This window comes from Chitinimonas sp. (assembly GCF_041904975.1).
Lineage (GTDB): Bacteria > Pseudomonadota > Gammaproteobacteria > Burkholderiales > Chitinimonadaceae > Chitinimonas.
The window spans coordinates 1-11,063 of the sequence record NZ_JAYRLZ010000139.1; the positions used below are offsets into that span (position 1 = coordinate 1).

12 protein-coding genes and 3 tRNA genes are annotated in these 11,063 nt (G+C 59.7%); 13 read left to right on the plus strand and 2 right to left on the minus strand.

Going from position 1 to position 11,063, the window contains the following annotated elements; translation table 11 throughout:
• From motB to ACE3OH_RS13365, 4 genes are all read left to right on the plus strand, one after another.
• The coding region (motB, locus tag ACE3OH_RS13350; protein WP_374353539.1) for a flagellar motor protein MotB at positions 1-832 on the plus strand (832 nt) is incomplete at its 5' end.
• The gene (locus ACE3OH_RS13355) at positions 829-1,551 is read left to right on the plus strand and encodes a methionine biosynthesis protein MetW (RefSeq protein ID WP_374353542.1); all 723 of its coding nucleotides are present in this window, start codon (positions 829-831) and stop codon (positions 1,549-1,551) included. The genes motB and ACE3OH_RS13355, both read left to right, overlap by 4 nt.
• A complete protein-coding gene (locus ACE3OH_RS13360; protein ID WP_374353545.1) occupies positions 1,536-2,960 on the plus strand; it encodes a hypothetical protein in 1,425 nt (474 codons plus the stop codon). The genes ACE3OH_RS13355 and ACE3OH_RS13360 overlap by 16 nt, the downstream gene beginning before the upstream one ends.
• A 54-nt stretch (positions 2,961-3,014) precedes the next feature.
• Positions 3,015-3,794 carry a TrmH family RNA methyltransferase gene (locus ACE3OH_RS13365; RefSeq protein WP_374353548.1) on the plus strand — a complete coding sequence of 260 codons (780 nt, stop codon included), beginning with the start codon at positions 3,015-3,017 and terminating at the stop codon, positions 3,792-3,794.
• A 43-nt stretch (positions 3,795-3,837) separates the two neighbouring features.
• Here the strand turns inward: ACE3OH_RS13365 and ACE3OH_RS13370 are convergent, their stop codons facing one another.
• On the minus strand, positions 3,838-4,608 hold the full coding sequence (locus tag ACE3OH_RS13370; protein ID WP_374353551.1) for a phytanoyl-CoA dioxygenase family protein: 771 nt from the start codon (positions 4,606-4,608) through the stop codon (positions 3,838-3,840).
• 208 nt (positions 4,609-4,816) lie between these two features.
• Between ACE3OH_RS13370 and ACE3OH_RS13375 the strand changes: the two genes are divergently transcribed.
• Together ACE3OH_RS13375 and ung are read left to right on the plus strand one after the other, a co-directional pair.
• Positions 4,817-5,338: a PilZ domain-containing protein gene (locus tag ACE3OH_RS13375; protein ID WP_374353554.1), complete on the plus strand. Its 522-nt coding sequence runs from the start codon at positions 4,817-4,819 to the stop codon at positions 5,336-5,338.
• Positions 5,325-5,996, plus strand: a complete 672-nt coding sequence (gene ung, locus ACE3OH_RS13380) for a uracil-DNA glycosylase (RefSeq protein ID WP_374353557.1) — start codon at positions 5,325-5,327, stop codon at positions 5,994-5,996. The genes ACE3OH_RS13375 and ung overlap by 14 nt, the downstream gene beginning before the upstream one ends.
• Before the next feature lie 47 nt (positions 5,997-6,043).
• On the opposite strand, the gene lplT is transcribed toward ung, so the two are convergent.
• The gene (gene lplT, locus ACE3OH_RS13385; RefSeq protein WP_374353560.1) at positions 6,044-7,336 is read right to left on the minus strand and encodes a lysophospholipid transporter LplT; all 1,293 of its coding nucleotides are present in this window, start codon (positions 7,334-7,336) and stop codon (positions 6,044-6,046) included.
• Between the two features lie 251 nt (positions 7,337-7,587).
• On the opposite strand from lplT, the gene ACE3OH_RS13390 reads away from it, so the two are divergent.
• The 7 genes from ACE3OH_RS13390 to ACE3OH_RS13420 form a co-directional block, all read left to right on the plus strand.
• A complete protein-coding gene (locus tag ACE3OH_RS13390) occupies positions 7,588-8,814 on the plus strand; it encodes an aspartate kinase (RefSeq protein WP_374353563.1) in 1,227 nt (408 codons plus the stop codon).
• Between the two features lie 48 nt (positions 8,815-8,862).
• Positions 8,863-8,956: transfer RNA gene (locus ACE3OH_RS13395), tRNA-Ser, on the plus strand.
• Between the two features lie 26 nt (positions 8,957-8,982).
• A tRNA-Arg gene (locus tag ACE3OH_RS13400) sits at positions 8,983-9,059 on the plus strand.
• A gap of 33 nt (positions 9,060-9,092) precedes the next feature.
• Positions 9,093-9,169: transfer RNA gene (locus ACE3OH_RS13405), tRNA-Arg, on the plus strand.
• 321 nt (positions 9,170-9,490) lie between these two features.
• Positions 9,491-10,150 (plus strand): hypothetical protein, encoded by a 660-nt coding sequence (locus ACE3OH_RS13410; protein ID WP_374353566.1) that lies wholly within the window; start codon positions 9,491-9,493, stop codon positions 10,148-10,150.
• A 207-nt stretch (positions 10,151-10,357) separates the two neighbouring features.
• Positions 10,358-10,558, plus strand: a complete 201-nt coding sequence (locus ACE3OH_RS13415; protein ID WP_374353569.1) for a hypothetical protein — start codon at positions 10,358-10,360, stop codon at positions 10,556-10,558.
• Positions 10,492-11,063: MotA/TolQ/ExbB proton channel family protein (locus tag ACE3OH_RS13420; RefSeq protein ID WP_374353572.1), on the plus strand; the 572-nt coding region annotated here is incomplete at its 3' end. The genes ACE3OH_RS13415 and ACE3OH_RS13420, both read left to right, overlap by 67 nt.

Below are 11,063 nucleotides of genomic sequence, written 5' to 3' on the forward strand. Positions count from 1 at the left end.
TGGCGCCTGGAAAATCGCCTATGCCGACTTTGTGACCGCCATGATGGCGTTCTTCCTGCTGATGTGGTTGCTGGGTTCATCCACCAAGGGTGATTTGCGCGGCATCTCCGAGTATTTTCGCAATCCATTGAAAGTAGCCATGAGCGGCGGTTCGGGCGCGGGTGATTCGACCAGCGTGCTGCAAGGTGGCGGGCTTGATCTATCGAAAAAAGCCGGCGCTTATCGTCGCAGTGATACCAAGGGCGATAAAAAGGTATTGGAAAAACTCAAGGATAAACTGGAAAAAACCATCAAGGATGCCGCTGGCAGCAAACTTGCGCAATACAAGGATCAGATCCTGCTGGATATCACGCCGGAAGGATTGCGTATCCAGATTGTCGACGAAAAGAACCGGCCAATGTTCCAGAGCGGTAGCGAGCGAATGGAACCCTATGCCAAGGAGATACTCGCGGAGTTGGCCAATATTCTGAATGATGTTCCCAATAAATTATCCTTGTCCGGCCATACCGACTCATCCGGTTTTGCGGCAGGGAATCGAAATTTCAGCAATTGGGAATTGTCGGCTGATCGGGCCAATTCATCGCGGCGCGAATTGCTGGCGGGGGGCTTGCAGGATCAGAAAGTATTGCGGGTAGTGGGGCTCGCCGATTCGGTGCCTTTCGACACGGAAAACCCGCAAAGCCCGGTGAATCGGCGTATCAGCATCATCGTGCTGAACAGGGAAGCGGAAGAGAACATCCTCAAACTGGCCGGCAAGCAGGCGGGTGAGCCCGCCAAGGTGGCTGATCCCGCTGCCGAGATTGCCAGCGCCACTGCCGAAGCCAAGCCGTGAGGCCATTCTGGGTAGCCGTAGCGGTGCAGGTGGCAGCATTTGGTGCTGCTTCCTTGCTGGTAGAGGGCGGTGTGCTTGGCGAAGCTGGCTGGTTGCCGTTGCAGATCTGCATGGCGCTAGGGCTCAGTGTCTGTGCTCGGCAGCCTCGTTGGTGGTGGCTGATCCATGCGATGTTTTTTCCCCTGGTCATCGTGGCGCGCTGGCTGGATTTGCCGCCCTGGCTTTATCTCGCCTTGTTTGTGCTGGCTTATGCGGTGTTCGGCCGGCTCGATCGCAGCCGGGTGCCGCTCTACCTGAGCGGTACGCCGGCGCTGGAGGCTCTGCAGCAATTGATTCCCGATGGCGCACGCGTGCTGGATCTGGGCGCCGGCACCGGCACGGTGGTGAGCTTTCTGACCCACCACCGGCAACTGCGGGTGGAAGGGGTTGAACATGCCTGGCTGCCCTGGCTGCTGGCCCGGTTGCGTTGTGCCTGGCTCGGTCGTGGCACGGTGATCCGTGCCGATTTACTGAACTGGCCACTGGCTGGATACGATGTGGTGTATGCCTTCTTGTCACCAGCGATCATGCCGGCATTGTGGCAAAAGGCGAAAAGCGAGATGCGACCGGGCTCGGTACTGGTCAGCAATAGTTTCGATATACCGGGCGTAGCGGCGGACGCCGTGATCGACTGTGCAGCAGGCAGAGGTGGAAGACTCTACGTATGGCGAATGCCCTGAATAGCGCCAAATCACTGGATACGGACAGCGAGCGCTGGCTGCAGCTGTGGGCACAGCGCCCCTTGCCGATCTTGCAATCCACCAAGGCGGCCCTGGCCGGCTTTGCTGGCCGTGCCGAGACGGCCAGAACCAGCGAAATCGTCGATCTGGTGCTGCGCGACCCGTTACTGACCGCCCACACCCTGCGCCATATCAATCAGCGCGATCGTGGCAGCCTCGCCGCCGATGTGGTCAGTATCGAGAATGTGGTGCTGTTGATGGGCATCGACGCCTTCGTGCACCAGTTCACCAAATTGCCCAGTGTCGAGTCGCTGTTATTACCCAAGCAGCCGGCACGCTATTTTGCCCTGCTGCGTGATCTCGCCACTGCCCGCCTTGCCGCCCGGCTGGCCCGCGCGTTGGGGGTACTGCGCAACGACGCCCGTCTCGATGAAATCTTTATCACCGCCTTGCTGGCCGACTTGCCGCGACTGCTCAAGCAGCTGGAAGCCGGCATGGGCGAGGTGCTGCCTGGTGTCGATCTGGCAAAAGTGGCGCTGCCCTTGTTTGCGCGCTGGCATCTGCCCGAGGTGTTTGCCACCTTGCTCGATGATGCCGGCTCGGCCACCCAGCGTGCCTTGCTGCAACATGCTGCCTTGCGTCTGGCGCATCGTTTGCAGCTTGGTTGGTGGCAAGAGGGTGTGGCAGATGATGTGCATCTGGCAGCGCACACCCTGGGGGTGGAACAGGCGGAGGCCTGGCAGCTGGTCTGTGCGACAATGCTCGACTTCGCCCGCAACGATTGGCCCTATGCGCAGATATTTCCGCCTGCGCGCTGGTTGCCGATGGTGGCGGGTGAATGGCCCAAGCCGCAAGCGAAGGCCGCGCCAGCTCAGGCGCCGGTGGTGGCACCCAAGCCCGGCCTGCCTGATATCCTGCGCGAGCTGAGCCGGGCCAGCGATGCGGGTGGCTCGTTCAATCAGATCATGGGGCTGGCCATACGCGGTATTTCGGAAGGCATTGGTCTTGAACGCATCATTTTCGGTTTGCTGCTGGCTGGCCAGAATGCCCTGAAAACCCGCTATGTGGTTGGCGCTGCGCAGGATGATCCGATGCGCGCCTTCCAGGTTGATCTGACCGCGCCGCATGTGTTTACCAAGCTGATGCTCAAACCGCAGTCGATCTGGATCAATCGCAGCAACCGGGCGCAATTCGATGCGCTGCTGCCGCGCTCGCTCAAGCAGACGGCTGGCGAAGTCGATTTCTTTGCCATGTCGCTATTTGTTGACGACAAGCCGGTTGGTCTGTTTTATGCCGACAATCGCGGCGGTAGTCTGCATGAGTCGCAGTACACGCAGTTCAAGCAAGTCTGTCTGATCACCGGTCAGTCGCTCACCCGCCAGGCTCGCCGCCTCGATCTGGGCGGCTGACCTTACATTTCGCCGGGCAAGGCAACGGCCTTGCTGCCGGCATCCGGTTGATTCATGGAAATTCTTCAATCCCGCCACAATCCCCTGATCAAGACCGTTGCCAAACTCAGCACGCAACGGCGCGAACGTCTCAAACAAGGCCTGATGGTGCTCGATGGCCCGCACTTGATTGCCGCCGCCCTGGATGCCGGCTGGCATCTTGAGCGCCTGCTGCTGGCCGAGTCGGCCCAGCATCGTGCCGAGTTGCAAGGCTTACTGCGACGCCATGGCCAGCCGGCCCAGCTGCTGGCCGATGCCTTGTTTGCCGAATTGAGCGAGCTGGAGTCGATCAGCGGCATTCTCGCCCTGTGCGCCATGCCAACAGCAGTCGATGTGCGGAAGGACGGCCTGGTGCTGGCGCTCGATGGCGTGCAAGACCCGGGCAATCTGGGCGCGATCTTGCGTACTGCCGCTGCGGCAGGGGTCGACCAAGTGTGGCTGGGCATGGGCTGTGCCGACCCGTGGTCGCCCAAGGTGCTGCGCGCCGGCATGGGCGCGCAGTTCGTGCTGCCTATGGTCGATCGCGTGCCGTTGCTGGCTGCCGCAAGTGCCTTTTCCGGTATCAAGGCGGTTACCAGTCTGGAAGGCAGTGTGTCGTTGTACCAGGCTGATTTGCGCGGCGATTTGCTACTGGTGATGGGCAGTGAAGGGCAGGGGGTCAGCAGCGAATTGCAGGCCTTGGCCAGCTTGCGCCTGCGTATTCCGATGACGCCCGGCATCGAGTCGCTCAATGTCGGTGCGGCAACGGCCATCTGTTTGTATGAACGCGTGCGGCAAGCCGGGCTTGGCCACTAAGGCCAGGCCCGGCAGGCTAAGCTGACCGCCAATCACGATACGATCAATCGATCAGTACCGTCGCTTCACTGGCACTGCGCGTGCCGGCAATCGGGCGGTTGTCCTGCCGGTGATAGCCAAATACCAGCGAATGCTTGGTGGCGGCGGTACGATTCCAGCCGGCCGCGTGGAAGGTTTCGGCATGGAAGAACACAACATCGCCGGCTGCCAGCTCCGGGTAGATGGCAGAGTCGAGCAGCGGCTGGTTGTCGGGGTGATCACCGCGCAAGAAGGCGCGGTTTTCGAAGCGATCCTGATCCAGCGTCAATCGATGCGAGCCTGGCAAGAACCCCAGGCAGCCGTTGTCGCGCGTCTCGGCCCCCAGCGCCAGCCACACCGAAATCAGGTTGTTCTGTTCGAAATTCCAGTAGCGGATATCGCGGTGCCAGTGCGTCACGCTGGAAAAAGCCGGCTGCTTGGTCATCAGGCTGTTGTGATGGGCCTGGGTCAGCGCAATATGCGGCGTATCGAGCAGTTGTTTGACCCGCTCACACACGGCAGGGTGGTGCGCCCAGCGCCGGAATGCCTCATCGCGTGCATAGACCTTCAGCAAGCGCCGGACGGTCAGGCCGCCCGTCGCATCGCGCGAGGCTGGCGCGCCGGGGTAGCGGGTATCAGCCTCGTATTCGATTGGCGCCACTGCATCGCGCAGCTGCTGCATGCCCACCGCCAGAATCGCTTCGCGCAAGGCTGCATCGGCGAGCCCGCGAACAATCAGGAATCCTTGCTGGTGAAATGAATCGATCTCGGCACGAGAGAGTGGTGCGGACTGCATGGCTGCTTTCACGGAAATGGGGGGCGGGAGCGACCGAATGAGCAACCGGCAAGGCCGGCAGCCTTGCCGCTGCGACAGGGAAGCGATTCTACCCGGCATGGCACGGGCAGGAAATTGATACAGCACAAAGCATGGTCTTGCGCCGGCGCTGCTAGCGCGGAGCCGCGGCCATGCAGCCGTTATAATCGGCAGCAAAGGAGAGATTGCAATGATAGAAATTTCCGCGCGGTTGCCGGTGCAATGGGAAGGCGATACGGTCGGCAATATGGCAGAAGGCTCCTTGCTGTTGCGGGTGCTGGCCTTGCTCGAATCCCAAGCCGTACAGGACGATGATGACAGCCCGGAGGCCCTGCGTTGGCAGGCGATGGAAGCGCGGATAGACCTGTGCCTGCAGTTGCTGGCCCAGCTGCTGGCGCGTAACGCGCCCCCGCCGGCTGCCGTGCCGCTGCGGCTGGCGAGCAGTCAGCTGGCGTGGGAGTCGGCACAGGCCTTGGCGCAGGGCATGGCGGGGGCGGTGGCAATCTGGCTATCGCCACTGCTACCGCGACCTTTGCTGTTGCCGGCGCGCATTAGCGCCTGCGACGCACATGGCGATGCATTCTGGATCACCGCGCAGTTCGATGTGCTGGATAGCCAGCTGCAGGACTTGCTGGACAAAACCATTTTCAGAAAGCACCGGCGCGAGGTATTCGAGCGTCGTCACCAGGGAAGCGGCCATGAGTCTGCCTGATTGCTGGGCTGCCTTGCTGGCCGATCAGCTCGAACAACCATATTGGCACGCTTTGCAAAGCTATTTGCAAACGCGCGAGCAAGAGGGGGCCGAGATCTTGCCGCCATTCGCGCAGCGCTTTGCCGCGCTGGCTGCTACCGCGCCCGAGCAGGTCAAGGTGGTGATTCTGGGGCAGGACCCCTATCACGGGCCAGGCCAGGCGCATGGGCTCAGCTTTTCGGTGCCGGCGGGTGTGCGCCCGCCGCCTTCGCTACAGAATATCTTCAAGGAAATCGCCCGCGATCTTGGCTACAACCCGCCGCAGTGTGGCGATCTGAGCGGCTGGGCAAAGCAGGGCGTGTTGCTGCTGAACAGCGTGCTGACTGTGGAAGCAGGCCGGGCCGGCTCGCATCGGAAACGTGGTTGGGAGAATCTGACCGATGCCCTGGTGGCGCGGCTATCGGCCGATTTTTCGGGCATCGTATTCATGCTGTGGGGGGCGTATGCGGAGGAGAAGGCGCCCCTGATCGATGCCGGCCGACATCTGCTGCTGCTGTCGCCGCACCCGTCGCCTTTATCGGCATATCGTGGCTTTATCGGCAATGGCCACTTCTCTGCAGCTAACCGCTACCTGCAACAACAGGGGCGACAGCCGATAGACTGGGCGGCATTCGGCTGAACACTGGCTCGCTATCGGCAAATCGGACGATGGCGAGCCAGCGGACCTTAGTCGCGCATCAAACCGGCTTTTTCGCCGGCCTTGTAGCGGTAATAGATATACAGCATCGACAGCATCACCATCAGACCGAAGACAATGATGATGGCGCGCATCGGTGGCAGGCCGCCGGCATGCTGGAAATAAGCGAGTGCGGCGCCGGGCAGGGTGTCGGTGATCGGGCTGCTGAAATGCTTGAGCACCCAGGCGTGCAGGCCAAGCATGACCAGAATGCCCAGATTCTCATTGAAGTTTTGTACGGCGATGGAATGACCGGCACCCATCAGCATATGGCCGCGGTGCTGCAACATGGCGTTTTGCGGCACCACAAAAAATCCGGCCAGCGTACCGACAACGAATAGCAAGATCATTGCCATGGCAACACTATGGGTGACCAGCATCAGCATCACCACCCCGCCCATGGCAATACCGGCCGGCAAGACCTTGAATGCGCTCTGCAGCGGGATAAGGCGGCCGGCAATATAGGCGCCGAAAGCGGTGCCGAATGCCACGATCGCCACCAGGCGTGTGGCTTCTTCAAGGCTGAAGGCAAGCCAGATCACCGCCCAATGGATCACCACCACGCGCATGGTGGCGCCGGTGCCCCAGAACAGGGTGGTGACTGCAAGTGACAGCTGGCCTTGCGGATCGCGCCACAGCTTGCACACGCATTCCCAGAATTCATTGACCAGAAAAATCGGGCTGTAATGAATCGGTTTGAGCTCGACGTTGAGCTTGGGGATATACAGATTGACCCAAGAAGCAGCCAGATAGACAAAACACAGGATGATGATGGCAAACACCGGGGCCGACAGCATGGACAGCGGGCTGATCGCCAGCGCGGTGGTCATGGCCTTCCCGGACAGCAGCCCGCCAATCACCGTGCCGAAGATAATGGCCGATACGGTGGCGCCTTCCAGCCAGCCATTGGCGGCGACCAGCTTGTCATGCGGCAGGTACTCGGTAACGATGCCGTATTTGGCCGGGGAGTAGGCGGCCGCGCCAAAGCCGACGATGGCATAGGCAAACAGGGGCGGCAGACCCACCAGCATGGCCACACAGCCGGCCAGCTTGATGCCGTTGCAGATCATCATCGCCTTGCCCTTGTGCATGGAATCGGCAAACGATCCGGCAAACGGGGCGAGAACCACATAAGAGATATAGAAGCAGAACAGCATCATCGATTGATGCCATTCCGGCGCGTGCTGTGCTTTCAATAGCGACATGGCGGCAATGAACAAAGCATTGTCAGCCAGGGCGGAAAGGAATTGACTGCCGAGAATTACGAAAAAGCCACGGTTCATCGTGCTCTGCCTGCAGCGCAGGCGCCTAAAGGGACGCGGCTTTATACCACAACCCCAAGTGCAGGCCATGACGCGTCGCCGCAAGGCTGCCGCACCGTGCCTGTCTCGGTGCGCGATTGCAGCCGGTATATAGCTGTCGGCAATGAATGCGCGGTCAAAATGTTCTAGGGCGCGACGCGCACGTCAACTTGCCCTATACAGACAGTTTCTTTAGATTCGAACGTTTTTGCAGCTTAGCTGGAGTACTAGGAATGGCATTGATCGTTCAGAAGTATGGCGGCACCTCGATGGGCTCGCCCGAGCGCATACGCAGTGTCGCCAAGCGGGTGGCCCGATACCGGGCGCAGGGGCACGATATCGTGGTGGTGGTGTCGGCCATGAGCGGCGAGACCAATCGCCTGATTGCGCTGGCGCGCGAGATACAGGCGCAGCCCGATCCGCGTGAGCTGGATGTGGTGATCTCGACCGGTGAGCAGATCACCATCGGTCTGCTGGCGATGGCGCTGAAGGAAATCGGTGTCGATGCGCGCAGCTATACCGGCACCCAGGTCAAGATTCTCACCGATACCGCGCACACCAAGGCACGCATCCAGCATATCGACGAAACAGCCATGCGTGCCGATCTGGCGGCGGGGCGAGTGGTGGTGGTGGCAGGTTTTCAGGGGGTGGATGCCGACGGCAACATCACCACGCTTGGACGCGGCGGCTCGGATACCACTGGTGTCGCCCTGGCGGCGGCGCTGAAGGCCGATGAGTGCCAGATCTATACCGATGTGGATGGTGTATATACCACCGATCCGCGCGTGGTGCCGGAGGCGCGGCGCCTGAAAACCGTCACTTTCGAGGAAATGCTGGAAATGGCCAGCCTCGGCTCGAAAGTGCTGCAGATACGCTCGGTGGAGTTTGCCGGCAAGTACAAGGTCAAGTTGCGCGTGTTGTCGAGCTTCCAGGAAGAGGGTGACGGCACGCTGATTACGTTTGAGGAAGACGAAGCTATGGAAAAGGCCATCATCTCGGGCATTGCGTTCAACCGCGACGAGGCGCGCATCAATGTGATCGGCGTGCCGGACAAGCCCGGTATCGCCTATCAGATTCTCGGCCCGGTGGCCGATGCCAATGTGGATGTGGACGTGATCATCCAGAACGTCGGGCAGGATGGTCATACCGACTTCTCCTTCACCGTGCCGCGCGGTGACTACCAGCGCGCCCTGGGCATCCTGGAAAGCGTGCAAAGCCATATCGGCGCCAAGTCGATCTCAGGCAATGACAAGATCTGCAAGGTGTCGGTAGTCGGCGTCGGCATGCGCTCGCATGTAGGTATCGCCTCGACCATGTTCCGCACCCTGGCGGAAGAGGGCATCAATATCCAGATGATCTCCACCTCTGAAATCAAGATCTCAGTGGTGCTGGATGAAAAGTACCTCGAGCTGGCAGTTCGGGTGCTGCATAAGGCATTTGGGTTAGATCAGGAGATTTGATGCTTGACGGGGCGGCGCGCATTGTCTATAGTCGCGCCTCCTTGAGACGGAGAAGTGGCCGAGTGGTCGAAGGCACTCCCCTGCTAAGGGAGCATACGGGCACAAACCTGTATCGAGGGTTCGAATCCCTCCTTCTCCGCCAACTCAGGAACTGTTGAAATTTGTAGTGCGCCCGTAGCTCAGCTGGATAGAGTACTTGGCTACGAACCAAGGGGTCAGGAGTTCGAATCTCTTCGGGCGCGCCACAATCAGATACAACAAAGCAGTAAAAAATAAATGCGCCCGTAGCTCAGCTGGATAGAGTACTTGGCTACGAACCAAGGGGTCAGGAGTTCGAATCTCTTCGGGCGCGCCAAAAACAAAACACAAAGGCCACGTAAGTGGCCTTTGTTGTAACTAGACAACAAAAAACGAGACAGTTCGCCTGTTTGCTCCCCGCCAGGTGATTGATTTACAAAGAAATTTTACTTTTGTGTTGTTGTTGTGCAAAAGGCGAAATCACATTAGCCGCAGCTGATGATGTATGTGTTAGACTCTTTGTTTAAGTTGTATTAAAGTTGTATTCAGCAGTTGTAAATAGTTGTATCGTGCTGCTGAGCTTAGAGATGGCAAGTTTCAATGGCTTGCCTGCCTAGACTAATCCTGTCCGCGACTTGGCAGGTATCGAGGGTAGAACATGGATTTCGCGCAAGAGCAGAGGAAGCCCACCAAGCATCTGGTTGGCATCTCCTTCGTCATTCTTCTGCATGTGGTGATTGTTTATGCGCTGGTGAATGGTCTCGCCCGCAAAGTGGTCGAAGTAATCAAGCAAAAGACCGAGGTCAATATCGTCGAGGAGATCAAGCCGCCTCCGCCGCCCGAGCCGCCCAAGTTCGAGCCGCCGAAGATGGATGCGCCGCCTCCGCCGACATTCATTCCGCCGCCTGAAGTTCAGGTGACGCCACCGCCGCAAACCCAGAATGTTATCCAGGTACCGACAACGTCGGTTCGTCCGACCGAGCCTGTGGTCATTCGTCCGCCGGTTCAGGCAGAGCCTGCGCCAGCGCCAGCGCCTGCGCCAACCATCAGCGCTTCTTGTAATAACGCCGGTGATGTGGGCGACTCGATGCGCGACAAATTCTCGGCTCTGGCGGACAAGGAAGGTATCTCCACTGGTAAGCTCAACGCCCTGGTGACCTTGGGTGCGGGTGGTGAAGTCAAGGAAGTGGCTATTCGTAGCGCCTCCAATCCGGGTCTGGCAACCTTGGCCAAGCGTGCCTTGGGTACACTCAAGTGCAAGGGTGTCGGTCGCGAAGTGGCAATTCCTTATGAAGTGACATTCAAGCTGGATGATTAAGACGCTAGTCTTGGCCGGCCAGTTGGTCGTGTGCCGTCCACAAGGCGGCATGCAAAATGTAGTGTTTAGTTTCAACGACTCTGTCGAATCAACCTAGCTAAGGAGCTGGAAGGATCATGTCTGTAGCAAATCGTTTGTCCGCACTCTTTGCGGCAGTAGCTCTTGTTGCGGCACCCGCGGCAACGATCATCGCATCGCAAGTTGCCCATGCTGAAGACACTCCGGCTGCCGCTGCTCCTGCTGCAGCGCCTGCCGCTGCACCAGCCCCTGCAGCCGCGCCGGCTGAAGCCGCTGCCCCGGCAGCGCCTGCCGAAGCCGCTGCTGCACCTGCCGGTGCTGCCGTGGAGAACCCATACGGCCTCGAAGCCCTGTGGCGTGGCGGTGACTTCATTGCACGTGGCGTGCTGATCATCCTGATCATCATGTCGATGGGTAGCTGGTACATCCTGGTGACCAAGCTGTTCGAACAAAGCAAGCTGATGCGTCAAGCCAAGGCTGCCCGTGAAAACTTCTGGGGTGCCGGTTCGGTCAAGGCTGGTCTGAGCACGCTGGACGAAGGCAGTGCCTTCCGCTTTATCGCCGAGCAAGGCGTCAATGCCAGCGAACACCACGAAGGTGCGCTGCTGGAGCAGATCGACCGTAACACCTGGGTGACCATGTCGATCCAGCGTGCCATGGAAAACGTGCAAAACCGCCTGCAAGACGGTCTGGCCTTCCTGGCTACCGTGGGTTCGACCTCGCCGTTCGTGGGTCTGTTCGGTACCGTTTGGGGTATTTACCACGCGCTGACCGCCATCGGTGTTGCCGGCCAGGCTTCGATCGACAAGGTTGCCGGTCCTGTGGGTGAAGCGCTGATCATGACCGCTATCGGTCTGGCTGTAGCTGTGCCTGCCGTGCTGGGCTACAACTGGCT

Excerpts from the sequence above, each read along its gene's own strand:
- ACE3OH_RS13390 (WP_374353563.1), top strand. The coding sequence starts at position 7,588 with ATGGCATTGATCGTTCAGAAGTATGGCGGCACCTCGATGGGCTCGCCC.
- ACE3OH_RS13360 (WP_374353545.1), top strand. The coding sequence starts at position 1,536 with ATGGCGAATGCCCTGAATAGCGCCAAATCACTGGATACGGACAGCGAG.
- ACE3OH_RS13410 (WP_374353566.1), top strand. The coding sequence starts at position 9,491 with ATGGATTTCGCGCAAGAGCAGAGGAAGCCCACCAAGCATCTGGTTGGC.
- ACE3OH_RS13415 (WP_374353569.1), top strand. The coding sequence starts at position 10,358 with ATGCTGAAGACACTCCGGCTGCCGCTGCTCCTGCTGCAGCGCCTGCCG.
- ACE3OH_RS13370 (WP_374353551.1), bottom strand. The coding sequence starts at position 4,608 with ATGCAGTCCGCACCACTCTCTCGTGCCGAGATCGATTCATTTCACCAG.
- ACE3OH_RS13375 (WP_374353554.1), top strand. The coding sequence starts at position 4,817 with ATGATAGAAATTTCCGCGCGGTTGCCGGTGCAATGGGAAGGCGATACG.
- ACE3OH_RS13365 (WP_374353548.1), top strand. The coding sequence starts at position 3,015 with ATGGAAATTCTTCAATCCCGCCACAATCCCCTGATCAAGACCGTTGCC.
- ung (WP_374353557.1), top strand. The coding sequence starts at position 5,325 with ATGAGTCTGCCTGATTGCTGGGCTGCCTTGCTGGCCGATCAGCTCGAA.
- lplT (WP_374353560.1), bottom strand. The coding sequence starts at position 7,336 with ATGAACCGTGGCTTTTTCGTAATTCTCGGCAGTCAATTCCTTTCCGCC.